The 23,357-nt window shown below is 60.7% G+C and carries 26 protein-coding genes; 19 read left to right on the forward strand and 7 right to left on the reverse strand.

Features of this window, described 5'->3' with window-relative positions; genetic code table 11:
* Positions 1–17: 17 nt before the first annotated feature.
* The 8 genes from lptA (at position 18) to AB4Z19_RS17885 (ending at position 6,005) form a co-directional block, all read left to right on the forward strand.
* Positions 18–617, forward strand: coding sequence for a lipopolysaccharide transport periplasmic protein LptA (gene lptA / locus AB4Z19_RS17850; RefSeq protein WP_442023136.1), 600 nt, complete (start codon positions 18–20; stop codon positions 615–617).
* Positions 614–1,375 carry an LPS export ABC transporter ATP-binding protein gene (lptB, locus tag AB4Z19_RS17855; protein ID WP_442035728.1) on the forward strand — a complete coding sequence of 254 codons (762 nt, stop codon included), beginning with the start codon at positions 614–616 and terminating at the stop codon, positions 1,373–1,375. Before lptA ends, lptB begins: the two co-directional genes overlap by 4 nt.
* 9 nt (positions 1,376–1,384) lie before the next feature.
* The gene (locus AB4Z19_RS17860) at positions 1,385–2,866 is read left to right on the forward strand and encodes an RNA polymerase factor sigma-54 (protein ID WP_442023135.1); all 1,482 of its coding nucleotides are present in this window, start codon (positions 1,385–1,387) and stop codon (positions 2,864–2,866) included.
* 67 nt (positions 2,867–2,933) lie between these two features.
* A complete protein-coding gene (gene hpf, locus AB4Z19_RS17865; protein WP_442023134.1) occupies positions 2,934–3,293 on the forward strand; it encodes a ribosome hibernation-promoting factor, HPF/YfiA family in 360 nt (119 codons plus the stop codon).
* A gap of 112 nt (positions 3,294–3,405) precedes the next feature.
* Positions 3,406–4,491: an enoyl-CoA hydratase/isomerase family protein gene (locus AB4Z19_RS17870; RefSeq protein ID WP_442023133.1), complete on the forward strand. Its 1,086-nt coding sequence runs from the start codon at positions 3,406–3,408 to the stop codon at positions 4,489–4,491.
* Positions 4,488–4,949, forward strand: coding sequence for an Lrp/AsnC family transcriptional regulator (locus AB4Z19_RS17875; protein ID WP_442023132.1), 462 nt, complete (start codon positions 4,488–4,490; stop codon positions 4,947–4,949). The genes AB4Z19_RS17870 and AB4Z19_RS17875 overlap by 4 nt, the downstream gene beginning before the upstream one ends.
* Before the next feature lie 87 nt (positions 4,950–5,036).
* Positions 5,037–5,411 carry a VOC family protein gene (locus AB4Z19_RS17880; RefSeq protein WP_442023131.1) on the forward strand — a complete coding sequence of 125 codons (375 nt, stop codon included), beginning with the start codon at positions 5,037–5,039 and terminating at the stop codon, positions 5,409–5,411.
* An 87-nt stretch (positions 5,412–5,498) separates the two neighbouring features.
* Positions 5,499–6,005 carry an arsinothricin resistance N-acetyltransferase ArsN1 family B gene (locus AB4Z19_RS17885; protein ID WP_442023130.1) on the forward strand — a complete coding sequence of 169 codons (507 nt, stop codon included), beginning with the start codon at positions 5,499–5,501 and terminating at the stop codon, positions 6,003–6,005.
* Positions 6,006–6,077: 72 nt separating this feature from the next.
* Here the strand turns inward: AB4Z19_RS17885 and rapZ are convergent, their stop codons facing one another.
* From rapZ to ilvA, 5 genes are all read right to left on the reverse strand, one after another.
* Entirely contained in the window at positions 6,078–6,941 is an 864-nt protein-coding gene (rapZ, locus tag AB4Z19_RS17890; RefSeq protein ID WP_442023129.1) for an RNase adapter RapZ, read from the reverse strand.
* Between the two features lie 97 nt (positions 6,942–7,038).
* A complete protein-coding gene (hprK, locus tag AB4Z19_RS17895; protein ID WP_395403087.1) occupies positions 7,039–7,974 on the reverse strand; it encodes an HPr(Ser) kinase/phosphatase in 936 nt (311 codons plus the stop codon).
* 45 nt (positions 7,975–8,019) lie between these two features.
* Positions 8,020–8,502, reverse strand: coding sequence for a PTS sugar transporter subunit IIA (locus tag AB4Z19_RS17900; protein ID WP_442023128.1), 483 nt, complete (start codon positions 8,500–8,502; stop codon positions 8,020–8,022).
* Positions 8,503–8,707: 205 nt separating this feature from the next.
* Positions 8,708–9,544: an NADPH-dependent 7-cyano-7-deazaguanine reductase QueF gene (gene queF, locus AB4Z19_RS17905; RefSeq protein WP_442023127.1), complete on the reverse strand. Its 837-nt coding sequence runs from the start codon at positions 9,542–9,544 to the stop codon at positions 8,708–8,710.
* Positions 9,545–9,653: 109 nt separating this feature from the next.
* Positions 9,654–11,186 carry a threonine ammonia-lyase, biosynthetic gene (gene ilvA, locus AB4Z19_RS17910; protein ID WP_442023146.1) on the reverse strand — a complete coding sequence of 511 codons (1,533 nt, stop codon included), beginning with the start codon at positions 11,184–11,186 and terminating at the stop codon, positions 9,654–9,656.
* A gap of 167 nt (positions 11,187–11,353) precedes the next feature.
* Between ilvA and AB4Z19_RS17915 the strand changes: the two genes are divergently transcribed.
* The 4 genes from AB4Z19_RS17915 (at position 11,354) to AB4Z19_RS17930 (ending at position 17,086) form a co-directional block, all read left to right on the forward strand.
* The gene (locus AB4Z19_RS17915; RefSeq protein ID WP_442027068.1) at positions 11,354–11,848 is read left to right on the forward strand and encodes a YqaA family protein; all 495 of its coding nucleotides are present in this window, start codon (positions 11,354–11,356) and stop codon (positions 11,846–11,848) included.
* Positions 11,849–12,061: 213 nt separating this feature from the next.
* Positions 12,062–16,075: a DUF3683 domain-containing protein gene (locus AB4Z19_RS17920; protein WP_442027066.1), complete on the forward strand. Its 4,014-nt coding sequence runs from the start codon at positions 12,062–12,064 to the stop codon at positions 16,073–16,075.
* Positions 16,076–16,275: 200 nt separating this feature from the next.
* Positions 16,276–16,677, forward strand: coding sequence for an HIT family protein (locus AB4Z19_RS17925; RefSeq protein WP_442027067.1), 402 nt, complete (start codon positions 16,276–16,278; stop codon positions 16,675–16,677).
* Positions 16,670–17,086: a gamma-butyrobetaine hydroxylase-like domain-containing protein gene (locus tag AB4Z19_RS17930; RefSeq protein ID WP_442027065.1), complete on the forward strand. Its 417-nt coding sequence runs from the start codon at positions 16,670–16,672 to the stop codon at positions 17,084–17,086. Before AB4Z19_RS17925 ends, AB4Z19_RS17930 begins: the two co-directional genes overlap by 8 nt.
* Here the strand turns inward: AB4Z19_RS17930 and AB4Z19_RS17935 are convergent.
* Together AB4Z19_RS17935 and AB4Z19_RS17940 are read right to left on the reverse strand one after the other, a co-directional pair.
* Positions 17,080–17,274, reverse strand: a complete 195-nt coding sequence (locus AB4Z19_RS17935; RefSeq protein WP_442027063.1) for a hypothetical protein — start codon at positions 17,272–17,274, stop codon at positions 17,080–17,082. The genes AB4Z19_RS17930 and AB4Z19_RS17935 overlap by 7 nt on opposite strands.
* A gap of 108 nt (positions 17,275–17,382) precedes the next feature.
* The gene (locus AB4Z19_RS17940; protein ID WP_442035729.1) at positions 17,383–17,631 is read right to left on the reverse strand and encodes a hypothetical protein; all 249 of its coding nucleotides are present in this window, start codon (positions 17,629–17,631) and stop codon (positions 17,383–17,385) included.
* 177 nt (positions 17,632–17,808) lie between these two features.
* On the opposite strand from AB4Z19_RS17940, the gene ubiE reads away from it, so the two are divergent.
* The 7 genes from ubiE (at position 17,809) to AB4Z19_RS17975 (ending at position 23,347) form a co-directional block, all read left to right on the forward strand.
* Positions 17,809–18,543 carry a bifunctional demethylmenaquinone methyltransferase/2-methoxy-6-polyprenyl-1,4-benzoquinol methylase UbiE gene (gene ubiE / locus AB4Z19_RS17945; protein ID WP_442026152.1) on the forward strand — a complete coding sequence of 245 codons (735 nt, stop codon included), beginning with the start codon at positions 17,809–17,811 and terminating at the stop codon, positions 18,541–18,543.
* An 8-nt stretch (positions 18,544–18,551) separates the two neighbouring features.
* Entirely contained in the window at positions 18,552–19,496 is a 945-nt protein-coding gene (locus AB4Z19_RS17950) for a Tim44 domain-containing protein (protein ID WP_442026153.1), read from the forward strand.
* 80 nt (positions 19,497–19,576) lie between these two features.
* On the forward strand, positions 19,577–20,212 hold the full coding sequence (locus AB4Z19_RS17955) for a ubiquinone biosynthesis accessory factor UbiJ (protein ID WP_442026154.1): 636 nt from the start codon (positions 19,577–19,579) through the stop codon (positions 20,210–20,212).
* Entirely contained in the window at positions 20,209–21,777 is a 1,569-nt protein-coding gene (gene ubiB / locus AB4Z19_RS17960; RefSeq protein WP_442026155.1) for a ubiquinone biosynthesis regulatory protein kinase UbiB, read from the forward strand. The genes AB4Z19_RS17955 and ubiB overlap by 4 nt, the downstream gene beginning before the upstream one ends.
* A complete protein-coding gene (locus tag AB4Z19_RS17965) occupies positions 21,777–22,418 on the forward strand; it encodes a methyltransferase domain-containing protein (protein WP_442026156.1) in 642 nt (213 codons plus the stop codon). The genes ubiB and AB4Z19_RS17965 overlap by 1 nt, the downstream gene beginning before the upstream one ends.
* Before the next feature lie 32 nt (positions 22,419–22,450).
* Positions 22,451–22,738: an FmdB family zinc ribbon protein gene (locus tag AB4Z19_RS17970; RefSeq protein WP_442026157.1), complete on the forward strand. Its 288-nt coding sequence runs from the start codon at positions 22,451–22,453 to the stop codon at positions 22,736–22,738.
* A gap of 21 nt (positions 22,739–22,759) precedes the next feature.
* Entirely contained in the window at positions 22,760–23,347 is a 588-nt protein-coding gene (locus AB4Z19_RS17975; protein WP_442026158.1) for a DUF502 domain-containing protein, read from the forward strand.
* Positions 23,348–23,357: the final 10 nt, after the last annotated feature.

Consider the following 23,357-nt stretch of genomic DNA (forward strand, 5'->3'; position numbering starts at 1 on the left):
GAATTTTCGGAGCATACATGAAAAAGAAACTGAGCAAGTTATTGCTGCTGTCCCTGCTGCCGCTGATGGGCCTGAACCTGGCCCGCGCGGAAAAGGCGGACTCCCTCAAGCCAACGGTGATCGAAGCCAATCAGGGCACCACGGATGAAGTGAAGCAGACCCGCACGCTGATCGGCGACGTGGTGCTGACCCGCGGCACGCTGCTGATGAAGGCAGGCCGCGCGCTGGTGACGGAAGATCCGCAGGGCTATCAGTACGTGACCTTCTGGGCGGCGCCGAACGCGCTGGCCACTTTCCGCCAGAAGCGCGATGGCGCCGGCGACCAGTGGGTCGAAGGCCAGGCCGAGCGCATCGAATACGACCAGAAGTCCGAACTGGTGCGCCTGATTTCCAAGGCCAAGGTCACGCGCCTGGAAGGCGCCAAGACCACCGATGAAGTTGAAGGTCCTTTCATTTCCTACGACAGCCGCAAGGAATTCTTCTCCGTGCAGAACTCCACCACGGGCGAGAGCAAGCAGGGCGGCGGCCGCGTGAAGATGGTGATCCAGCCTTCGCAAGCCAACGCACCAGCGCCTGCAACGCCGGTAACTCCAGCTACCACTCCGGCGGTCAAATGAATATGGCGGAGAACAATTGCAGCAGCACCCTGGTTGTCAAAGGTCTGCAAAAGACCTATGGCAAACGCCAGGTGGTGCATGACGTTTCGCTGCAGGTCGATTGCGGTGAAGTGGTAGGGCTGCTGGGACCAAACGGTGCCGGCAAGACGACGTCGTTCTATATGATCGTGGGACTGGTGGCATCCGACGCTGGCACCATCGATATCGGTGGCATCGATGTATCGAGCCTGCCGATTCACAAGCGCGCCACGCTGGGCCTGTCCTACCTGCCGCAGGAAGCTTCGGTGTTCCGTAAGCTGACCGTGGAAGAGAATATCCGTGCCGTGCTGGAGATCCAGCAGGTGAACGGCAAGCCACTGGCCAAGGAGCAGATCGAAGAGCGCCTGGAAGCGCTGCTGGCCGATCTGCAAATCGAGAAGCTGCGCGAGAATCAGGCGCTGTCGCTGTCCGGTGGTGAGCGCCGCCGTGTTGAGATTGCACGGGCTCTTGCCACTAACCCACGCTTCGTTCTTCTGGACGAACCTTTTGCCGGCGTGGACCCGATTGCCGTGATCGAAATCCAACGGATTGTGCGTTTTCTGAAGGAGCGCAACATCGGCGTCTTAATTACCGACCACAATGTGCGTGAGACGCTCGGCATTTGCGACCGCGCCTACATCATCAACCAGGGTTCGGTACTGGCTTCCGGCCGCCCTGACGACATTATTGCTGACGAATCCGTGCGCCGCGTCTACCTCGGCGAACACTTCCGGATGTAAGAAAGGCCCATGAAACAATCACTGCAACTGCGAACTTCGCAACACCTGGCGCTTACGCCGCAACTGCAACAGTCGATCCGCCTGTTGCAGCTGTCGACGCTTGAGCTGCACCAGGAGTTGGAGCAGCTGCTCAGTGATAACCCATTACTGGAGCGGCTGGACGATCCACTGGACAATTCCGTGCGCCTGCTGGCGGACGGCGCCATCAGCCAGGGCAGCGGCAATGGCGAAGCGCCGCCGCAAGAAAACGGCCAGGCTGCCAGCGAAGGCGGCGAGGGCGCGGAAGCACCTGCGGCCGACGGCGAGAGCTATGAAGGCAACGGCGAGGGCGATGCTGTTGACGACTGGAGCAATTCCTCCAGCAGCAAGTCGCCCGATGATGAAGACGGCCGTCCGCAACTGGAAGCCAGCGGCTGCACGCTGCGCGAGCATTTGCTGGAGCAGATGCGCGTGACCGTGCAGGAACCGCGCGACCGCGCGCTGATGGAAATCATCATCGATGCGCTGGACGAAAACGGCTACCTGGAAGAGCCGTTGGAAGAAATCCATGCGCGTCTGCCGGAAGAGCTGGAAATCGAACTGGAAGAATTGCGTACGTCGCTGGCGCTGCTGCAGACTTTCGATCCCATTGGCGTGGGCGCGCGCAATGCGTCCGAGTGCCTGGCGCTGCAAATCAAGCGCTTGCCGAACATCCCGCTGGTAACGCGCCGCATGGCGCTATGCATCGTCGAGAAGCACCTGGCCTGGTTCGCCCAGCGTGAATTCAACAAGCTGAAAAAAGCCCTCGACTGCGACGACGAAGACCTGCGTGAAGCGCAGGCCGTGATCCGCCAGTGCAATCCGCATCCGGGCGCTGAATTTGCGTCAGACGTGTCAGACTACGTGGTGCCTGACGTGATCGTGAAGAAGGGGCGCAACGGCTGGATCGTCATGCTGAACAATGATGTGATGCCGCGCCTGCGTGTGAATGCGCTGTACGCCAGCCTGCTCAAGCAGGGCAAAGGCGAGAGCCAGATGAGCGCACAGCTGCAGGAAGCCAAGTGGCTGATCAAGAATATGCGCCAGCGTTTCGATACGATTTTGCGCGTTGCACAAGCGATCGTTGAAAGGCAGAAGAACTTTTTCAGTCATGGTGCAGTTGCCATGAGACCCCTTGTGTTGCGTGAAATAGCTGATACACTGGGACTACACGAGAGCACTATTTCTCGGGTAACAACTCAAAAATATATGCTCACCCCGCATGGAATGTTTGAGTTGAAGTACTTTTTTGGCAGCCACGTCGCAACCGAAGCCGGGGGTGAAGCTTCCTCTACTGCGATCCGTGCGCTGATCGTGCAATTGACAGGAGCTGAAGACCCTAAAAATCCTTTATCCGACAGTAAGATTGCGGACATGCTGGGAGAACAGGGCATGGTGATTGCGCGACGTACTGTTGCCAAGTATCGCGAAGCTCTGAAAATTCCTCCCGTTAGCCTCCGCAAGTCTTTGTAGTGCACGGTTCCGCTGCACGCCACCAGCGTGTACGAACTAGTAAGCGACATCATCTTTAGGAGTGTGTATGAATCTCACCATCAGTGGACATCATGTCGAAGTGACCCCAGCGATTCGCGAGTACGTGCAGAACAAGCTGGAGCGGGTTAAGCGCCATTTCGATCAAGTGATTGATATTGCTGTCATCCTGACTGTAGATAACCTCACCGAGAAAGAAAAACGTCAAAAAGCGGAGATCAATCTGCGTATGTCGGGTAAGACTGTGTATGTGGAGAGCCTGTCGCAAGACCTGTATGCCGCCATCGATACGCTGATCGACAAACTGGACCGCCAGGTCATGAAGTACAAGGCCCGCGTCCAGAATCACAACCACGAAGCGATCAAGCATATCCCGGACACTTACGAAGCACCTGTCACCGTCATGTAAAGGAGTGGCGGGACAATCAAACTAAGGGCGCATCTGGCGCCCTTTTTTGCGCCCCGCGCCGCTGGCTGTGGCGCGATAAAATAAACAATATTAATTATTTAGTATCTTGTTCATGAGCGAATACGTCCACACCCAAGTCAGCAACGGCACCGGCTTCATCACCCTCGACCGCCCCAAGGCTCTGAACTCCCTTTCCCTCGACATGGTGCGCGCCATTACTCAGGCGCTGCTGGCCTGGCGCGAGGACGCAGACGTGGCTGCGGTGGTGATCCGCAGCAGCAGCGAGAAAGCGCTGTGCGCGGGTGGCGATATCCGCTTCTTCCACGATGTCGGCCAGAAAACGCCGCAGGGCGACAGCGCGCTGCTGGAAGATTTCTTCACCGAGGAATATGCACTAAATCATTTAATCCATTTCTACCCCAAGCCATACATTTCGCTGATGGACGGCGTGGTGATGGGCGGCGGCATGGGCATCGCGCAGGGCGGGCCGGATTGCGGCGTGCGCATCGTGACCAGCCGCACCAGGATGGCCATGCCGGAAGTGAACATCGGGCTGTTCCCGGACGTGGGCGGCAGCCATTTCCTGTCCCACGCGCCGGGCGCACTGGGCATGTGGCTGGGCCTGACCGGCCTGACCGTCGGCGCCGCCGATGCGCTCTACCTGGGGCTGGCCGATCATTTCGTGCCGGAAGCCGAATGGCGCACCCTGGGCGCGCTGATCGATGCTTCCCACGGTTCGGCTCAGCAGGAGGCCATCGCGGCCTTTGCAGCCCCGTTAAAGACCTTGGCGGGGCAAAGCGAACTGGAAGCTCAGCGTTCGCTCATCGATCGCCATTTCTCGGCCGGCAGCGTGACCGCCATCATGGATTCTCTGCGTGGCGACGCCGATCCGTTCGCACAAAAATCATTGAGCGCGATGGCCCAGCGCTCGCCGATCATGATGTGCGTCACCCACGAATTGCTGCGCCGCGGCACGACCCTTGGCGTGGCCGATTGCCTGCGCATGGAACGCAATCTGGTACGACGTAATTTCGAGCATGGCGAAATCCTGGAAGGCGTACGCGCCCTGGTGATCGACAAGGACAATGCCCCGCGCTGGAATCCGCCAACGCTGGCCGAGGTCACGCCGGAAATGGTGGCGCGCTTCTTCGAGCCGTGCTGGCCCGATTACGCTCACCCGCTGCGTCACCTCGCATGAGGGAGCTGGACCGGATCGACCGCGCGATCCTCAACATCCTGCAGGAAGACGCTGCCACGCCGCTGCGCGAGATTGCAGAGCGCGTGCATTCCTCGGTGGCGACCTGCCAGCGCCGTGTTGCCCAGTTGCGAGAATCCGGCGTGCTGCTGAAAGATGTGGCGCTGGTGGACCGCGTGCAGGTGGGACTTCCGTTGACGGTGTTTGTTTCGGTGGAGCTGAGCCACCAGAACAGCGCCATCCTGCAGCAGTTCGAAGCGCAAATGCGGCAGGAGCCGGATGTGATGTCCTGTTATGAGGTGGCCGGCGAATTCGACTTCATGCTGATCGTCACTTCGGCGTCGATGGATGCCTATCACGAGTTCACGCGCCGCGTGTTCACTTCGAATAACAATGTCATCAACGTGAAAAGCCTGTTCGCGATGAACTGCTCCAAGTTCGAGACCAAGGTTACGCTGTGAGAAAATTTCCCATTTGAGACGGCGAGAATGGGAAATCGATTCGCAAGCGATACGTAAGATGGGCTCTCCAAGCATAAGGAGAGCATCATGATCGACCACGTATCCATCGGCACCCGCGACCTGCAGCGTGCACTGGACTTCTACACCGCCTGTCTGGCGCCGCTGGGCTACACCGTACAGCATCAGGACGCGGCACTGGCCGTCTTCGGTGCCGATGGCAACTGGAGCTTCATCGCCTATCCGGCACAGGACGACAGCCCACTGCAAGGCCATCGCGCCCACATCGCCTTCAGTGCGCCATCGAAGGAAGCGGCGCAAGCCTTCCACGCCAAGGCGATCGAGCTGGGCGCACAAACCTTGCGCGAGCCTGGCCTGCGTCCCGACGTCAATGAGCGCTACTACGGTGCGATCATTAGTGATCCGGACCAGCACATGATCGAAGTGGTGCACTGGATGTCCTGAACGCCCCGTCTTGGTGCGGAAGCGCGCCTTTAACACTGGCGCGCTAATTGCTCTTTCACTATGGTCGTCAACTTTACCCAAGCAGACATGACCACGATCCGCGCAGCCCATCCGGCCGATGCCGCAGCCATCGCAAGCATCTACAACCATTACGTTTCCAACTCCACCATCACCTTCGAAGAGGTCGAAGTCACGAGCGCCGAAATCGCGCGCCGCATCGACCACGTCATGACTGGCGGCCTGCCTTGGCTGGTGCTGGAAGACCGCGACGAAATTCTCGGCTATGCCTACGCGACCAAGTGGAAGGAGCGCTCGGCTTACCGGCGCTCGGTGGAGAGTTCAATTTATCTGAAGCCAAGCGCGATTGGCCGTGGCCATGCACGGCGCTTGTATCGGCAGCTGCTCGATCAGCTGGCGGCAAGCGGCATTCATCTCGTAATCGGCGGCGTTGCGCAGCCCAACGACGCCAGCATGGCCCTGCATGAAAAGATGGGCTTCGAGCCAGTGGGCAGTTTCCGCGAAGTCGGCTTCAAATTCGGCCGCTGGCTGGACGTCAGCTACTGGCAGCTGCGGCTGGGCGCGGCGGATCAATGATCCGCCCTACAACGTGGCGCCACTAAACGCGGCTGGGCGTAGGGCGGGTCATTGACCCGCCGCGCATGCATGTCAGGATTGCTCGCGGTGGCGCAGTACCACGTTTTCGGTGTCGTGGAAGTGGCGCGCCAGGCGCTCGGCCATGTACACCGAACGGTGCTGGCCGCCGGTGCAGCCGATCGCCACGGTGAGATAGCTGCGGTTGTCCTTCTTGAAGGCCGGCAGCCATTTCTCAACGAAGCCTTTGATGTCATGGAACATCTCCTCCGCGCTCGGTTGCGCGTCGAGGAAGGCGATCACGGGCGCATCGCGGCCAGTCAGCGGACGTAGTGCGAGGTCGTAGTAGGGATTCGGAATTGCGCGCACGTCGAACATGAAGTCGGCGTCCAGCGGCACGCCCATCTTGAAGGCAAAGGATTCGAAGAACAGTGTCAGCGGCGCATTCTCGCTCTCCACCAGATCCTTGATCAGCGCGCGCAGCTTGTTGGCGCTCAGCTCCGACGTATCGATCACATGGCCCAGTTGCTGAATGGCCGACAAGCGCTCGCGTTCCTCGGCGATGCATTCGATCAGCGTGCGCCGCGCCGCCGGGTTCTGGCCCGGACGCAGTTCGTGCGACAGTGGATGGCTGCGGCGAGTTTCCGAGAAGCGCGCGACCAGCGAATGCGTGCTGGCGGTGAGGTACATGATTTTCACGTCATGACCGTCTTCCTTCAGCTTGCGGAATTCAGCGGGCAGGCTGGCCAGCGAGGCCGCGCTGCGCGCATCGACGGCAACAGCCAGCGCTTCGGTGCCTTCATCGGCCAGGGTTGCAACGAGATTGGGCAGCAGTGCCGGCGGTAGATTGTCGACGCAGTAGTAGCCGGTATCTTCCAGTACGTTCAGCGCGACCGATTTGCCCGAGCCGGAAATGCCAGTGATTAGAACGATTCGCATGCGGCCGATGATACCATCAGTCATCCCTGATCACCCGAGAACCCAAGCAAAGGTGCCTGCCACGATGTGGCAGGCACCAGGTTTCAGGCTGTGGGTTTTAATCCCCGCTCATCGCTTGCCGCTGGCGCTCCATGAACTCCTGGAGCGTGTCGATGCCGCGCAGCTGCAAGATAGTATTGCGCACTGCAGCCTCCAGCAGCACTGCGATGTTGCGGCCAGCCGCCACAGGGATCACGACTTTGCGAACAGGCAGGCCAAGCACGTCCTCGGTCGGGAACTGGAACGGCAGGCGTTCCACTTCCTCTTCCAGCGCGGAACGGCGCACCAGATGCACGATCAGTTTCAGACGCATTTTGCGGCGCACGGCCGTCTCACCGAAGATGGCTTTGATGTCCAGCAGGCCCAGGCCGCGCACTTCGAGCAGATTTTGAAGCAGTGGAGGGCAGCGGCCCTCGATCATATTCGGCGCAATGCGCGAGAATTCGACCGCATCGTCGGCAACGAGGCCGTGGGAGCGCGAAATCAGTTCCAGGCCAAGCTCGGATTTACCGAGGCCCGAGTCGCCGGTAATCAGCACGCCCACGCCCAGCACGTCCATGAATACGCCGTGCATGATCACGCGCTGCGCCAGCTTCTTCGACAAATACACCCGCAGGAAGTCGATTACCTGCGCGGCAGGCAGCGGCGTAGAGAACAGCGGAATATTCTTCTCGTCGCAGATGGCGAGGATGTCGGGCGGTGTTTCCAGGCCCTGCGCGATGATCAGTGCCGGCGGGCCGCCCGCAATCAGTTCGCCGATCACGTGTGCGCGCGTCAGCGACTTCAGGCGCTGGTAGTAGTTGATTTCCTGGTGCCCGAAGACCTGGATACGGCCTGGGTGGATGGTGTTCAGGTGGCCGACCTGGTCGGCTGCGGATGCCACATCGCCCGAAATCAGGCGCTCGCCGCCGGGAAAGCCTGCGAACCAGCCAAGTTGCAAAGTCTCCCGATTATCATCGTATAAGCGTTGAATCGTCAGAGGGGTTTGCAGCATGTGCCTGCCTGAAGGGTAGTGTCGAAGCCCCTAGTTTAACTTAACTTAACCTGCGGCCTGCAGACTGGGCTGCCAATTGACGATACGGCTGTATACGGAAGCCGGGTCCGAATCGGTGGAGAGGGCAGCGCGGAAGGCATCGTCCGAGAACATCTCGGCGATTTCCGACAGGATTTCCAGGTGCTGCTGCGTGACGTGATCCGGGATCAATAGGAAGAACAAAAGATTGACGGGCTTGCCATCCGGCGACTCAAAAGGAATCGGCTCCGCCAGGCGCACGAAAGCAGCCAGCGGCGATTTCAGGCTCTTGGAACCCTTGATGCGGCCGTGGGGCACTGCGACGCCATGGCCCAGACCGGTCGAACCGAGGCGCTCGCGCGCGAACAGGTTGTCCGAAACGGTGGAACGGGCGATGCCGCAGTTGTTCTCGAAAATCAGACCTGCTTGCTCAAAAGCACGTTTCTTGCTGGACACTTCAAGGTCCAGTTGTACGTTCTCGAGCGACAGGATTTTGCTCAGGTTATTCATAACGCGACATAGTATCTGCTGACAGCGGAGCGAATTATAGGCTTCTTTCTCAGCGGTGTAACTTGAAATCGGTCATGCAAGGCAAACACCAGTTTTTTCGCTGCGGTGATGTGGTTTTGCCGATTTTTGAGCGGATCTGAAGGCGGCAATCGCTGAGGAATTGCCGCAACAGTTATTGATTCATTGTAAGACAAATTCCGCCGAATTACTGTCGGGCGTTGCGTAAATTGGACGGCTTGCTTGCACCACTAAAGTTGGTACGCCACGGATTAATATCAAGACCGCCTCGGCGGGTATAGCGCGCGTACACCGTCAGGTGTTGAGGTTTGCATTGGTGCAATATGTCCGTAAAGATACGTTCTACGCACTGCTCGTGGAACTCGTTGTGCTCGCGGAAGCCGATCAGGTATTTCAGCAGGCTTTCCTGGTCGATCTGCGGGCCTGCGTACGTGATCTGCACGCTGCCCCAATCGGGCTGGCCGGTGACCAGGCAATTCGATTTGAGCAGGTGAGAAATCAGCACTTCTTCCACCGGGTTTTCGTCGAAGTTCGCTTTCAGGATTTCCGGCTGCGGCGAGTAGTTGTCGATCTCGATGTCGAGGCGGTCCAGCAACTGGCCCTCCAGTTCGCCCATCGCCAGCCTGGCGAAGTCTTCCTGCATGATCAGCACGACGTGCACATTGGTGCCGGCTGCGGCGGACAGGTCCTGCTCCAGCAGCATCTTCAACGCTTCAGGACCGGCGAGGCGGGTCTGGTTGAAGGAGTTCAGATACAGCTTGAAGGACTTCGATTCGATAATGTTCGGCGATGCGGCCGGCACGGTGATGCGCGCCACCGCCACTTGCGGTTTGCCGCGCATGTTCAGCCACGATAGCTCGTAGGCGTTCCAGATGTCCACGCCGTAGAAGGGCAGCGTGCCCGACAAGCCCAGCTCATCGCGCTTGGCCTGGCGCGGAATAGGAAACAGCAGGTCCGGCGCATACTCGCTCAGATAGGACGAGGATTTGCCGAGTGGGGATTGATCAGGGGAGTTGGTGGACATGGCGGTGCTTCGTATTTTGCGTAAAGACCGACATGTTAGCGCAAACCCAAGGCAGAAACAGGTGGCAGGCACATCGTGCCTGCCACCAGCGTTTCAGGGTGTTGGTTTTTCAGAGGAACAGCTTGTAGACCGGGTTCTGCGACTCATCCCAGTAGCGATAGCCGAGGGTCGCGAGGAAGCGTGCGAATTCGTTCATCTCTTCCTGCGGCACCTGCAAGCCGATCAGAATGCGTCCCACATCGCCGCCTTGGGAGCGGTAGTGGCACAGTGAGATGTTCCAGTTCGGCGCCATCGAATCGAGGAAGCGCATCAGCGCGCCCGGACGCTCAGGGAATTCGAAGCGGTACAGCAGCTCGTCCTTCGCCAAAGCGCTCTTGCCGCCAACGAGGTGGCGCAAGTGCGACTTGGCCAGTTCATCGTGCGTCAGGTCCAGCGTCTTGAAGCCATTTTCTTCGAAGCGGCGCGCCACCGAGCTCGATTCATTGCGGTCGCTGATCTGCACGCCCACGAAGACGTGCGCCGTGTCCTGGTCGCTTATACGGTAATTGAACTCGGTCACATTGCGTGGGCCGATCAAGCCGCAGAAGCGCTTGAAGGAACCGCGCTGCTCCGGCATCGACACCGCAAACACCGCTTCGCGCGACTCGCCCAGCTCCGCGCGTTCGGCCACGAAGCGCAGGCGGTCGAAGTTCATGTTCGCGCCGGAAGCAATGGTGACCAGGGTTTCGTTCTTGACCGGATTCCTGGTCAGTTCCGCGCGTTCGATATAAGCCTTGGCGCCCGCAACGGCCAGCGCGCCTGCAGGTTCCAGGATCGAGCGGGTGTCGGTGAACACGTCCTTGATCGCGGCGCAGATCGCGTCCGTATCGACGATGATCACTTCGTCCACGAACTGCTGCGCGAGCCGGAATGTTTCCTGGCCCGCGAGGCGCACTGCAGTGCCGTCGGAGAACAGGCCCACATCCGGCAAGGTCACGCGGTCGCCCGATTTCAGGCTGCGGCCCATGGCGTCGGAATCCATGGTCTGCACGCCGATGATCTTGATGTCCGGACGCAGCTGCTTCACATACGCCGCCACGCCTGCAATCAGGCCGCCGCCGCCGATCGGCACGAAGATCGCGTGAATTGGACCTGCGTGCTGGCGCAGGATCTCCATGGCGATGGTGCCCTGGCCCGCGATCACATCCGGATCGTCGAAGGGATGGACGAAGGTCAGCTTCTGTTCTTTCTCCAGCAGCAGCGAGTGGTTGTAGGCGTCGGTGTAGGAGTCGCCATGCAGCACGATCTCCACGTTCGGACCGCCGCGTGCGCGCACCGATTCAATCTTCAGTGGCGGCGTGGTGGTCGGCATGACGATCAGCGCGCGGCAGCCAAGTTTGGCGGCCGACAGGGCCACACCCTGTGCGTGATTGCCTGCGGAGGCGCAAATGACGCCGCGCTTCAATTGCGCGTCGCTTAGATTCGCCATCTTGTTATAAGCGCCGCGTACCTTGAAGCTAAAGACGTCCTGCATGTCCTCACGTTTGAAATAAATCTGGTTCTGATAGCGCTGCGACAAGGTCGGCGCCAGTTCCAGAGGTGTTTCAAGGGCCACGTCGTAGACGCGGGAGGTCAGGATTTTCTTCAGGTAGTCGATAGTCATAGTCTGCGTATAGAACGATTCATGGCCAGGCAGGATGGCCTGGTGCAAAGACATGCTTTCAACGGTGGGTAACCGAAGGGGGCAAGCACGCCGGCCAGCGCGGATCTGCGGTGGGGCCGGCTGTCAGTCGTGCGGTGTGCTCGGTGCAGATCATTATAATGGAAGCCATGATCGAATCTGCAATCTCCTGGCTCCTCGGCTTTCTCGCTGCGCCCGAAGTGGGCCTCACGTCGGTCTTCATCATCAGCTTTGTCTCCGCCACCCTGGTCCCTCTGGGCTCCGAACCCGCTGTCTTTGCGGTCTGCAAGGCCAATGGCGACATGTTCTGGCCCGCCATCGCCGTGGCGACGGTCGGCAACACGCTGGGTGGCGTGGTCGACTACTGGTTGGGCTATTACGCGAAGGAAGCCTTTGCCAAAGAACGCCAGAGCCGCTGGTTCGGCTGGCTGTCCCATTACGGCGCCAAGACCATGCTGCTGGCCTGGCTGCCGGGCATTGGCGATCCCCTGTGCACGCTGGGTGGATGGCTCAAGCTGCCGTTCTGGTCCTCGGTTTCCTACATGGCCATCGGCAAATTCGCCCGTTACATCACCATGACCGCAGCCCTCCTGTTCGTCCCTGACGGCTTCTGGCGCAGTCTCGCCAACGCCCTCGGCGGTTGATTTTACTTTCCAGTTTGCGCTAATCGGCAAATTGAAAGCCGCAATCATCCCTATTTCATTAAATTAAATTTTGCGGCGGTCCAGTTGGATCGAATATTGGATCGCTAATTGACGTTAACGGAACCCTGTTGGCTTTTAAGGCTGTTAGGGCTTTGTGCGCCGCAATACGATAGAATGTTCTGTCCTAGCGTCAGCATTTCGTCAACGCACACAATGAACGCACCAGCACAAATCCAGGCATTGCTCGCAGAGTCTCCCGATGGTCACGCGCCAACCCGTTTGCGCGAAATCCCTTATAACTACACGTCTTTCTCCGACCGCGAGATTGTGATTCGCCTGCTGGGCGAAGAGTCCTGGCAGCTGCTGGATGAATTGCGCGGCGCCCGTCAGACCGGCCGCTCCGCGCGCATGCTGTACGAAGTGCTGGGCGATATCTGGGTCGTGCGCCGCAACCCTTATCTGCAGGACGACCTGCTGGATAACCCGAAGCGTCGCGATGCGCTGATCGAAGCGCTGCATCACCGCTTGAAGGAAGTGGACAAGCGCCGTCTGGCCGTCGACTCCAGCGAGAACGACGCCGACCAGGCCAAGCGCAGCGAGAACGTCGAGAAGCTGCTGCGTGCCGCAAGCAAGGCCGTGGCGGACTTCGGCGAAGAATTCCGCCAGATGTACGACCTGCGCAAGCGCACGCAGAAAGTGCTGGGCAAGTTCACCGAGAAGCACAATATCTGCTTCGATGCGATGAAGCGCATCACGCACGTGACCGACGCGACCGACTGGCGCGTTGAATATCCGTTTGTGGTGCTGACCCCCGATACCGAAGACGAAATGGCGGGGCTGGTCAAAGGCTGTATCGAACTCGGACTGACCATCATCCCGCGCGGCGGCGGCACCGGCTACACCGGCGGCGCGATTCCGCTGACGCCACTGTCGGCCGTCATCAACACCGAAAAGCTGCTCACGCTGGGCAAGGTCGAGATGAAAGTCCTGCCGGGCCTGGACCGCGAATACGCGACCGTGTTCTCCGAAGCCGGAGTCATCACCAACAAGGTCAGCGAAGCGGCCGAGAAGGCAGGCTTCGTGTTTGCAGTGGACCCGACTTCGGCCCACGCCTCCTGCATCGGCGGCAATATCGCGATGAACGCAGGCGGCAAGAAGGCCGTGCTGTGGGGCACTGCGCTGGATAACCTGGCCTCGTGGCGCATGGTTGACCCGCAAGGCGACTGGCTGGAAGTCACGCGCCTGGACCACAACCTGTCCAAGATTCACGACACCCCGGTAGCACGCTTCAAGCTGGAATGGACGCACCCGAACGCCAAAGGCGAAGCGAAGGGCGAGCCATTCAAGACCGAGATCCTGGAAATCGAAGGCCGCAAGTTCCGCAAAGAGGGCCTGGGCAAGGACGTTACCGACAAATTCCTGGCTGGCCTGCCGGGCGTGCAGAAAGAGGGTACCGACGGCCTGATCACGTCCGCGCGCTGGATTCTGCACAAGATGCCGAAGTTCACGCGCACCGTCTGCCTTGAATTCTTCGGTCAGGCGCGTGATGCGATTCCGTCGATCGTCGAGATCAAGGACTATCTGGACGGCCTGCCGAAACAGGGTGAGCAATTCGAGACCCTGCGCCTCGCGGGCCTGGAACACCTGGACGAGCGCTACCTGCGCGCCGTCGGCTACGCCACCAAATCCAAGCGCGGCACGCTGCCGAAGATGGCGCTGTTCGGCGACATCGTTGGCGACAACGAAGAAGCCGTGGCGCTGGCTGCATCGGAAGTGGTGCGCCTGGCGAATACCCGCGTCGGCGAAGGCTTCGTGGCCGTGAGCCCGGAAGCACGCAAGAAATTCTGGCTGGATCGCGCCCGTACCGCGGCCATCGCCAAGCACACCAACGCCTTCAAGATCAATGAAGACGTGGTGATTCCGCTGAACCGCATGGGCGAGTACACCGACGGCATCGAGCGCATCAACATCGAGCTGTCGATCAAGAACAAGCTGCAACTGGCGGAAGCGCTGCGAGAATTCTTCGCGGCCGGGAATCTCCCGGTCGGCAAGAGCGATGAAGTGTCGGACGAGAAGGTGCCCTACGCCGAAATCATCGGCGACCGTCCCGCGCAGGCGCTGGCGCTGCTGGACCAGGTCCATGCACGCTGGACCTTCATCCTCGCCAACCTGGATAAGCCGCTGAGCGAAGTGCGCGGCAACCTGTTCGATCTGGGCTTGCAGCCGCTGGCTGGCGCTTTCGACGAACGCCTGCAGCGCCAGCCTAACGCCACGCTGTTCGACGTAGCGCAGGACCGTACGGTGCGCATCAGCTGGAAGCAGGAAATCCGCGCGCAGCTGCGCCAGATCTTCAACGGCGGCGCCTACAAGATCATCCTGGACGAAGCGCAGGCCGTCCACAAGAAGGTGCTGCATGGCCGCGTGTTCGTGGCGCTGCACATGCACGCGGGTGACGGCAATGTGCACACCAATCTGCCGGTGAACTCGGACCACTACGAGATGCTGCAGGACGCGCACAAAGCCGTCGCGCGCATCATGAAGCTGGCGCGTTCGCTGAACGGCGTGATTTCGGGCGAACACGGTATCGGCATCACCAAGCTGGAATTCCTGACCGACGACGAGATTGGCGACTTCCGCAAGTACAAGGAGCGCGTCGATCCTGAAGGCCGCTTCAACAAGGGCAAGCTGCTGAATATGCCCGGCATGGATGCCACGCTGCTGAACGCGTACACGCCGTCCTTCGGCCTGATGGGCCATGAATCGCTCATCATGCAGCAAAGCGATATCGGCGAGATCGCCAACAGCGTCAAGGATTGCCTGCGCTGCGGCAAGTGCAAGCCGGTGTGCTCGACCCACGTGCCGCGCGCGAACCTGCTGTATTCGCCACGCGACAAGATCCTGGCGACGTCCTCGCTGATCGAAGCCTTCCTCTACGAAGAGCAGACCCGCCGCGGCGTGTCGATCCGCCACTGGGAAGAATTCGAGGACGTGGCCGATCACTGCACCGTATGCCACAAGTGCGTGACGCCATGTCCGGTGAACATCGACTTCGGCGACGTGTCGATGAATATGCGTAATCTGCTGCGCAAGATGGACAAGCGCTCCTTCAATCCCGGCAAGAAGGCGTCGATGTTCTTCCTGAACGCGACCGATCCTGCGACCATTCGCGCCACGCGCGAAGCGATGATCGGCTGGGGCTATAAGGCGCAGCGCCTGGGCCACGAGATCTTCAAGACCGTGTCGCGCAAGCAGACCAAGGCGCCGCCGCCAACCGTGGGCAAGCCGGCCGTGCGCGAGCAGGTGATCCACTTCGTGAACAAGAAGATGCCGGGCAATCTGCCGAAGAAGACCGCGCGCGCCTTGCTGGACATCGAAGACAACAAGATGATCCCGATCATCCGCGATCCGAAGAAGACGAATGCGAACACGGAAGCGGTGTTCTACTTCCCTGGCTGCGGTTCGGAGCGCCTGTTCTCGCAGGTTGGTCTGGCAACGCAGGCGATGCTGTGGGATGTGGGCGTGCAGACCGTGCTGCCGCCGGGTTATCTGTGCTGCGGCTATCCACAGCGCGGTTCCGGCGATTATGAGAAGGCCGAGAAGATGATGACGGATAACCGCGTCCTCTTCCACCGCATGGCCAATACGCTGAACTACCTGGACATCAAGACTGTGGTGGTGTCCTGCGGCACCTGCTACGACCAGTTGGCGACCTATGAGTTCGAGAAGATTTTCCCGGGCTGCCGCATCGTGGACATCCACGAATACCTGCTGGAGAAGGGCGTCAGGCTGGAAGGTGTGACGGGTACGCGCTATATGTACCACGATCCTTGCCACACGCCGATGAAGCAGCAGGACCCGCTGAAGACCGTGAACGCGCTGGTATCGACCGTCGATAACGTGAAGATCGAGAAGAATGACCGCTGCTGCGGCGAGTCGGGCACGCTGGCGGTTTCGCGTCCCGATATCTCGACGCAGGTGCGCTTCCGCAAGGAGCAGGAGATGGTTGCCGGTGCGGACAAGCTGCGCGCCGATGGCTTCACCGGCGATGTGAAGATTCTGACGTCTTGCCCATCCTGCCTGCAGGGTCTGACGCGCTACAACGACGATTCCGGCACCACGGCTGATTACATCGTGATCGAGATCGCCAAGCATAAACTGGGCGAGAACTGGCTGGTCGATTATGTCGCCAAGGCGAATGACGGCGGCATTGAGCGAGTGCTGGTATGACGGCTGGCTGCGACCTGTGCCGCCTGATCGCGGGCTTTGACGCGGCCAGCGCGTCCGCTGGCGCGGGCGCGTCGTCTGCCGCTGCCAACGCGTTCGCTGGCGCCGCTGCGTCGTCCGCCGCTTCCACCGGTTCCGGCGCTCAGGCTGCGCTGAACGCTGCCACTCCGCCGGGCTCGCCAGCCGCAGTCGCTGCGCCCGGCCTGCAGGATGCGCTGGTCTGGCGCGACGACCGTCTGGTCGTCATCTTCGTCGACGAAGCGGGCTATCCCGGCTACACGCGCGTCGTGTGGCACGACCACGTGCGCGAGATGACCGACTTGTCGCCGCAGGGCCGCGACCACGTCATGCAGACTGTCTGGGCGGTCGAGCAGGCGCAGCGCGACACCATGTCCCCGCACAAGGTGAACGTGGCCAGCTTTGGCAATATGACCCCGCACGTGCACTGGCACGTCATCCCGCGTTACACTGACGATGCGCACTTCCCGAACCCGACCTGGGGCGCGAAGCAGCGCGAGCCGGATGCCGCCGCGGTGGCGGCACGCCAGGCCCTGTTGCCGCAACTGCGCGCAGCAATCGTCGCGAAACTGAACAAAGATGCCTAATCCAACTGGTCTGACCCTGCACAACAAGTCGCGCTATCTCGAAATCTCCTTCGAGGATGGCGCCAGCTTTAACATCCCTTACGAACTGCTGCGCGTGTATTCGCCGTCGGCGGAAGTGAAGGGCCACGGTCCGGGCCAGGAAGTGCTGCAGGTTGGCAAACGCGACGTTGGCATGACAGACCTTGAGCCAGTCGGCAATTACGCTGTGAAGCCGACCTTCACCGATGGCCACAACTCAGGCCTCTACACCTGGGACTACCTCTACGACCTCGGCGCGCGCCAGGATCATCACTGGGCCGATTACGCCGCCCGCCTCGAAGCCGCCGGCTTCCCCGGCGACTCCGGCCGCGCGCCCGGCACCGAACTCCCTGGCGCTCCCAAGGCCCACGGCTGCGGCCACCATCACTGATTCTGCTCCGGGTGGGATTCGTCCCACGCGCAGCAATCGCGCAAGTTCAGCTCAAATACGTAACGGATCACAGCGCGTGTGCCACCAGCGGCGGGCGAACTGCGGGGCGAGCGAGTGGGGGCACGGCGGCTGGGCGGATCGGCGAGGGCGCGGATCAGCGTGCTGTCGAGGTGGAGCGCGCAGGGCATAGCGTCCGGCATAAGGCTGGATCGTTGGGCGCTGCTTGGAGGGGGATCAGACGAGGAAGAGAGCGGTCGCGGGCGGCTTGGATTAGGCCGCCCGGATGCGGGAATGGCTTAGTTGACCAGACGTTTGCGGCGCTGGAATTCCTCGTAGCGCAGCTGTTCGCGTTCCCAGATGTAGCGGAAGGCGGCGCGGGCTTCCGGGGTCAGACGGCGGATGGCTTCCACGTTGAAAGTCATCGGATGCGGCTCGTCGTCCGGCAGCACACGGGATTGCGCACGGGTGGCATCGATAAATTGCTTGGTTGCATCATCGATTTCCGGGAAAAAGATATCCGCGGGCAATTTTTGCTGAAGTTCCATTCTTTGCTCCTAGTGGGCTAATGACCCCATTCTTTGACTACGGGATCTGAACTCATTAACGCCTGTTGAGCGAACTGGTTGACAAACTTTTTTTGATTCTTTGTGTGTTGCCCAACAGGAAATATTAGCGTCCCCCAGGCCTTGTATAATGCTGCCAACATTAAGGCCTCGCTCACTATGACTAATACTACTCACTTCGGTTATAAAACCGTCAATGAAGACGATAAGGTAAAGGAAGTCGCCAAAGTCTTCCACTCTGTTGCCGCAAAGTACGACGTCATGAATGACCTGATGTCGGCCGGCCTGCACCGTATCTGGAAGACCTTCACCATCGCCAACGCGGCCGTGCGTCCGGGCATGAAGGTGCTGGACATTGCCGGCGGTACCGGCGATCTGGCCAAGGTCTTCGCCAAGCAGGCGGGGCCAACGGGCGAGGTCTGGCTGACCGATATCAATGAGTCCATGCTGCGTGTGGGACGCGACCGCCTCTTGAACCGCGGTCTGGTGACCCCCACCTTGCTGTGTGACGCGGAGAAGCTGCCATTCCCGGATAACTACTTCGACCGTGTCAGCGTGGCTTTCGGCCTGCGCAATATGACGCACAAGGATGTCGCCCTGTCCGAAATGCGCCGCGTGCTGAAGCCGGGCGGCAAGCTGCTGGTGCTGGAGTTTTCCAAAGTAGCCGAGCCGTTGCAGAAGCCTTACGACTTCTATTCCTTCACGGTGCTGCCGTGGATGGGCCAGAAAGTGGCCAATGATGCGGAATCCTACCGCTACCTGGCCGAGTCCATCCGCATGCACCCGGATCAGGAAACGCTGAAGACCATGATGCAGGCTGCGGGTCTTGAGCGCGTGGAGTATTACAACCTGACGGCTGGTGTGGCCGCTTTGCATACCGGTATCAAAATGTGAGAAGACTGATGAACTTCAAGAAATTCCTGGTCGGCCTGACCATTGCCGTCACCGCCATGGGCGTGATGGCCGAACTGTCGGCACGCCCGATGGGCGGCGGCCGTTCCTTCGGACGCCAGTCGTCCAGTGTGAGCCGCATGCCGGCCGCGCCGGCGCCGTCCCAGTCGCCTTCGATGGCGCCGCGCCAGGCTGCCCAGCCGGCGCCGGCTCCCGCCGTGCCACCGGCCGTAACGCCGAAACCGCCTAGCCCATGGAAGGGCATTCTGGGCGGCGCGCTGCTGGGCCTCGGCCTTGGCGCGCTGTTCTCGCACTTCGGCATGGGCGGCGCGATGGCCAGCGCCTTCGGCTCGATCCTGATGATTGCGCTGGTTGGCGGCGTGATCTTCTTCCTCTTTAATATGCTGCGCCGCAAGCAGGAACCGCGTCCGGTATCGGCGTTTGGCGGCCAGCAGAGCTATAACCAGTCGTATAACCAGACGCCGGAAATCGGCTCGGGCATCAGTCAGCCGGCCGCTTCCCAGCCGGTGCAGCCGGAGCCGGTGGCCGCACCAGCGGCGCCTGCGCATCAGCAGTGGGGCGTGCCGTCGGACTTCGATACCCCGGCCTTCCTGCGTTCGGCCAAAGGCAATTTCATCCGCCTGCAAGCGGCATGGGACAAGGGCGACGTGGAAGACATTCGCGAGTTCACCACGCCGGAAGTCTTCGCCGAGCTGCGCATGCAGATCCAGGAGCGCGGCGCGACCAAGGATTACACCGACGTGGTGCAGATCGACGCCGAGCTGCTGGGCATCGAGAACGACGGCAAGGACTACCTGGCCAGCGTGCGCTTCACCGGCATGATCAAGTCGGCGCCGGATGCGCTGGCCGAGCCGTTCAAGGAAGTCTGGAACCTCGTCAAGCCGGTATCCGGCGACCGTGGCTGGCTGCTGGGCGGTATCCAGCAAATCGCTTGATGGCGGCGCAGCTGCTGTCAAACTGGTAAGATCTAGACCGCTCCGGCTTTCCGGGGCGGTTTTTGTTTGTTCACACGTTTATGCTCCCATTTTCCTTGCCTTCGCTGGGCGTGCCCGTCGCCGCCACCGTCAACCACTTGCTGGCGCAGGAGGCCTGGGCGCGCGCGGAACTCAGATTCCACGCCGGGAAAGTGGCGGTGATCGATGCCAGCCCCGCCACGCTGCGCCTGCGCGTGACGCAGGACGGCATGGTGGAAGCGGCGCCTGCCGCAGCCGCGGCCAATGTCACGATCCGCCTCAAGCTGTCCGACCTGCCGCTGATCGCACAGAACCGCGAGCGCGCTTTCTCCTATGTGCAGATCGAGGGCGACGCGGAGTTCGCGAACGCCATCTCGCACCTGAGCCAGTCGCTGCGCTGGGAAGCCGAACATGACCTGGAGCGTGTCGTTGGTCCGATCGCTGCCGTGCGCATGGTGCAGGGCGCGAAAGCCGCCGTGAGCGCAGCGCAGACCGGGCAGCGCAAGCTGGCCGAGAACGTGGCCGAATACTTCCTCGAAGAGAAGCCGCTGCTGATTCGCCCCGTGCTGGCGGAGCAATTCGGCGCAGACGTTGTGAAGCTGCGCGATGACGTGGAACGCGCCAGCAAGCGCCTTGAAAAACTCGAACAGAAACTGGCGCGCCGTGCCGCCGCGCACGACACTCCCGAAGCTCAATGATCCGTAAATTCCTCAGGCTTTTCAAAATCGTTCGCGTGTCCGTCAAATACGGACTCGACGAAATCGCTATCTCCGGCTTCGATAAGCCACGCATCAGCAAATTCCTCGACTTCGTCTTCTTCTGGCGCGACTTGTCGACGCCGCGCGGCGTGCGCCTGCGCCGCGCGCTGGAAGAGTTGGGACCGATCTTCGTCAAATTCGGCCAGGTGCTCTCCACCCGCAGCGATCTGATTCCGCCCGATCTGGTTGTCGAGCTATCGCGCCTGCAGGACCGCGTGCCGCCTTTCGATTCGGATACCGCCATGGCGATGATCGAAGCCTCGCTTGGCGCGCATCCGGATGAATTGTTTGCGCGCTTCGAGCGCGTGCCTGTGGCCTCGGCGTCCATTGCGCAGGTGCACTTTGCGGCGCTGAAGGATGGCACGCAGGTCGCGGTGAAGGTACTGCGCCCCGGCATGAAGCGCCTGATCGATGAAGACGTGGCGCTGATGCGCATCGCGGCCAACTTCATCAACAGCGTGTGGGCCGATGCGCACCGCCTGAAGATTCAGGAGGTGGTGTCCGAGTTCGACAAATACCTGCACGATGAGCTGGACCTGATGCGCGAGGCGGCCAACGCCAGCCAGCTGCGCCGCAACTTCGCCGATTCCCAGCTGCTGCTGGTGCCGGAGATGTTCTGGGATTACTGCTCCAGCAATGTGATCGTCATGGAGCGCATGCACGGCATTCCGGTATCGCAGGTGGATCGCCTGATCGAAGCGGGCGTGGACCTGAAGAAGCTGTCCTCCGACGGCGTGGAGATCTTCTTCACCCAGGTGTTCCGCGATGGCTTCTTCCACGCCGATATGCATCCGGGGAATATCCTGGTGTCGATTGATCCGCGCACTTTCGGCCGCTATATCGCGCTGGACTTCGGCATCGTCGGCACGCTGAACGATTACGACAAGGATTATCTGTCGCAGAACTTCCTGGCCTTCTTCCGCCGCGATTACAAGCGCGTGGCGGAAGCGCACATCGAGTCCGGCTGGGCGCCGAAGGAAACCCGCGTGGACGAGCTGGAGTCGGCGGTGCGCGCCTGCTGCGAGCCGATCTTCGACCGTCCGCTGAAGGACATCTCCTTCGGCCAGGTGCTGCTGCGCCTGTTCCAGACTTCGCGCCGCTTCAATGTGGAAGTGCAGCCGCAATTGGTGCTGCTGCAGAAAACCCTGCTGAATATTGAAGGCCTGGGCCGCACGCTGGACCCGGAGCTGGACTTGTGGAAGACCGCCAAGCCGTATCTGGAGCGCTGGATGGCCGAGCAGGTGGGCTTCCGCGGCTTGATCGAGCGCCTGAAGGCCGAAGCGCCGCGCTATTCGCACATTCTGCCTGCGCTGCCACGCCTGGCGCAGCAGGCGCTGATTGTGGCTGGCGAGCGCGATGAAGTCGGGCGGGAATTGCTGCGCCAGGTCGTGGCCGAGCAGCGCCGCACCAATCGGCTGCTGGCCTTCTTTGTGTTCTTCGTGGGCGCATTTGTGGTTGGCGCGATTGGCTTCCAGGCTTATCTGCGCTGGCGCGGAGGGATGTAATGCCGGAGTTCCGCACGCGCGACCCTTTGTCGCCAGCGTTCTGGGATGAACGTTTCGATAAGACTTTTACGCCATGGGACCGCGGTGCGGCGCCTGAGCGCCTGCGGCGCTTTGTCACCGAAACCGCAAACCAGGTGGCTGCCACGGCGTGGCAGCCACCAGCTCTTGCGCCGCGGGTTTTGATTCCAGGCTGCGGGGCCGGATACGAACTGGCCTTGTTGTCCGAGGCGGGCTGGGACGCCACTGCGATCGACTTCTCCCCCTCCGCTGTGGCAGCTGCGCGACAAAACGTCGGCACGTGGGCAGGCCGCGTGGTGGAAGCGGATTTCTTTGCCTACGCGCCGCCCAAGCCGCTCGATGTCATTTATGAACGGGCCTTCCTGTGCGCCATGCCGCGCCATATGTGGCCACAGGTGATCCAGCGCTGGGCGGCCCTGCTGCCGGAAGGCGCGCGGCTGGTGGGTTATTTCTATTTCGATAACAACGAAAAAGGCCCGCCGTTCGGCGCCAACCGCGAGGAACTGGTAGCGCAGCTGGAACGGGATTTCGTGCTGGAACAGGATGAGCCGGTGGAAGACTCCATCCCTGTCTTCCAGGGCAAGGAGCGCTGGATGTCCTGGCGCCGGAAAAAAGGCTTATAATTCAGGGTTTTGATGTTTTTTGCGGAGTAAAGATGCCTATCTATGCTTACCGCTGCGAGGACTGTGGCTTTACGAAGGACGTGCTGCAAAAGATCTCCGATCCGCAGCTGACCGATTGCCCATCCTGCGGCAAATCGACCTTTAAGAAACAGCTCACCGCTGCCGGTTTCCAGCTCAAAGGCACCGGCTGGTATGTGACGGACTTCCGTGGCGGCAGTGCGCCAGCCACCGGCGTGTCCAGCGGCACGGGCGCCAAATCCGACGCCCCGGCGGCGGCACCCGCTGCGCCGGCAGCTGCTGCACCCGCCAAGTCGGAATAAGCTCCGCACTCAAGGAACACGATGCGTAAATATTTCATTACCGGTTTGCTGATCCTGGTCCCCCTGGCGATTACCGCCTGGGTGTTGAACATTATCGTCGGCACGCTGGATCAGTCGCTGCTGCTGGTGCCTGAGCGCTGGCAGCCGCACACGATCATCGGCTTCGATATACCGGGTCTGGGCACCATCCTGACCATCCTCATCGTGTTCCTGACCGGCCTGCTGACCAATAACCTGGTCGGCAATTTCGTCGTCAAGCAATGGGAAAAGCTGCTGCACCGCATTCCCGTCGTGAGCTCGCTGTATGGCAGCGTCAAGCAGGTGTCGGACACGCTGTTCTCCTCGTCCGGCAACGCCTTCCGCAAAGCCGTACTGGTGCCTTACCCGCACGCGAACTCGCGCACCATTGGTTTCCTGACCGGCGTTCCTGCCGCCGGTGTGGCCAAGCACCTGGACGAAGAATTCATCAGCGTCTACGTGCCGACCACGCCAAATCCTACTTCGGGCTTCTTCCTGATGCTGCCGAAGAAAGACGTAATCGAACTCGACATGACTGTCGATGCCGCGCTGAAGTACATCGTTTCGATGGGCGTTGTCGCCCCTGAATAAATCCAACCTG

Source organism: Pseudoduganella sp. RAF19, assembly GCF_052114165.1.
GTDB lineage: Bacteria > Pseudomonadota > Gammaproteobacteria > Burkholderiales > Burkholderiaceae_D > Rugamonas.

What these genes read in the sequence shown, in the direction of transcription:
- lptA (WP_442023136.1), top strand. Translation starts at nt 18, where the DNA reads ATGAAAAAGAAACTGAGCAAGTTATTGCTGCTGTCCCTGCTGCCGCTG.
- lptB (WP_442035728.1), top strand. Translation starts at nt 614, where the DNA reads ATGAATATGGCGGAGAACAATTGCAGCAGCACCCTGGTTGTCAAAGGT.
- AB4Z19_RS17860 (WP_442023135.1), top strand. Translation starts at nt 1,385, where the DNA reads ATGAAACAATCACTGCAACTGCGAACTTCGCAACACCTGGCGCTTACG.
- hpf (WP_442023134.1), top strand. Translation starts at nt 2,934, where the DNA reads ATGAATCTCACCATCAGTGGACATCATGTCGAAGTGACCCCAGCGATT.
- AB4Z19_RS17870 (WP_442023133.1), top strand. Translation starts at nt 3,406, where the DNA reads ATGAGCGAATACGTCCACACCCAAGTCAGCAACGGCACCGGCTTCATC.
- AB4Z19_RS17875 (WP_442023132.1), top strand. Translation starts at nt 4,488, where the DNA reads ATGAGGGAGCTGGACCGGATCGACCGCGCGATCCTCAACATCCTGCAG.
- AB4Z19_RS17880 (WP_442023131.1), top strand. Translation starts at nt 5,037, where the DNA reads ATGATCGACCACGTATCCATCGGCACCCGCGACCTGCAGCGTGCACTG.
- AB4Z19_RS17885 (WP_442023130.1), top strand. Translation starts at nt 5,499, where the DNA reads ATGACCACGATCCGCGCAGCCCATCCGGCCGATGCCGCAGCCATCGCA.
- rapZ (WP_442023129.1), bottom strand. Translation starts at nt 6,941, where the DNA reads ATGCGAATCGTTCTAATCACTGGCATTTCCGGCTCGGGCAAATCGGTC.
- hprK (WP_395403087.1), bottom strand. Translation starts at nt 7,974, where the DNA reads ATGCTGCAAACCCCTCTGACGATTCAACGCTTATACGATGATAATCGG.
- AB4Z19_RS17900 (WP_442023128.1), bottom strand. Translation starts at nt 8,502, where the DNA reads ATGAATAACCTGAGCAAAATCCTGTCGCTCGAGAACGTACAACTGGAC.
- queF (WP_442023127.1), bottom strand. Translation starts at nt 9,544, where the DNA reads ATGTCCACCAACTCCCCTGATCAATCCCCACTCGGCAAATCCTCGTCC.
- ilvA (WP_442023146.1), bottom strand. Translation starts at nt 11,186, where the DNA reads ATGACTATCGACTACCTGAAGAAAATCCTGACCTCCCGCGTCTACGAC.
- AB4Z19_RS17915 (WP_442027068.1), top strand. Translation starts at nt 11,354, where the DNA reads ATGATCGAATCTGCAATCTCCTGGCTCCTCGGCTTTCTCGCTGCGCCC.
- AB4Z19_RS17920 (WP_442027066.1), top strand. Translation starts at nt 12,062, where the DNA reads ATGAACGCACCAGCACAAATCCAGGCATTGCTCGCAGAGTCTCCCGAT.
- AB4Z19_RS17930 (WP_442027065.1), top strand. Translation starts at nt 16,670, where the DNA reads ATGCCTAATCCAACTGGTCTGACCCTGCACAACAAGTCGCGCTATCTC.
- AB4Z19_RS17935 (WP_442027063.1), bottom strand. Translation starts at nt 17,274, where the DNA reads ATGCCCTGCGCGCTCCACCTCGACAGCACGCTGATCCGCGCCCTCGCC.
- AB4Z19_RS17940 (WP_442035729.1), bottom strand. Translation starts at nt 17,631, where the DNA reads ATGGAACTTCAGCAAAAATTGCCCGCGGATATCTTTTTCCCGGAAATC.
- ubiE (WP_442026152.1), top strand. Translation starts at nt 17,809, where the DNA reads ATGACTAATACTACTCACTTCGGTTATAAAACCGTCAATGAAGACGAT.
- AB4Z19_RS17950 (WP_442026153.1), top strand. Translation starts at nt 18,552, where the DNA reads ATGAACTTCAAGAAATTCCTGGTCGGCCTGACCATTGCCGTCACCGCC.
- AB4Z19_RS17955 (WP_442026154.1), top strand. Translation starts at nt 19,577, where the DNA reads ATGCTCCCATTTTCCTTGCCTTCGCTGGGCGTGCCCGTCGCCGCCACC.
- ubiB (WP_442026155.1), top strand. Translation starts at nt 20,209, where the DNA reads ATGATCCGTAAATTCCTCAGGCTTTTCAAAATCGTTCGCGTGTCCGTC.
- AB4Z19_RS17965 (WP_442026156.1), top strand. Translation starts at nt 21,777, where the DNA reads ATGCCGGAGTTCCGCACGCGCGACCCTTTGTCGCCAGCGTTCTGGGAT.
- AB4Z19_RS17970 (WP_442026157.1), top strand. Translation starts at nt 22,451, where the DNA reads ATGCCTATCTATGCTTACCGCTGCGAGGACTGTGGCTTTACGAAGGAC.
- AB4Z19_RS17975 (WP_442026158.1), top strand. Translation starts at nt 22,760, where the DNA reads ATGCGTAAATATTTCATTACCGGTTTGCTGATCCTGGTCCCCCTGGCG.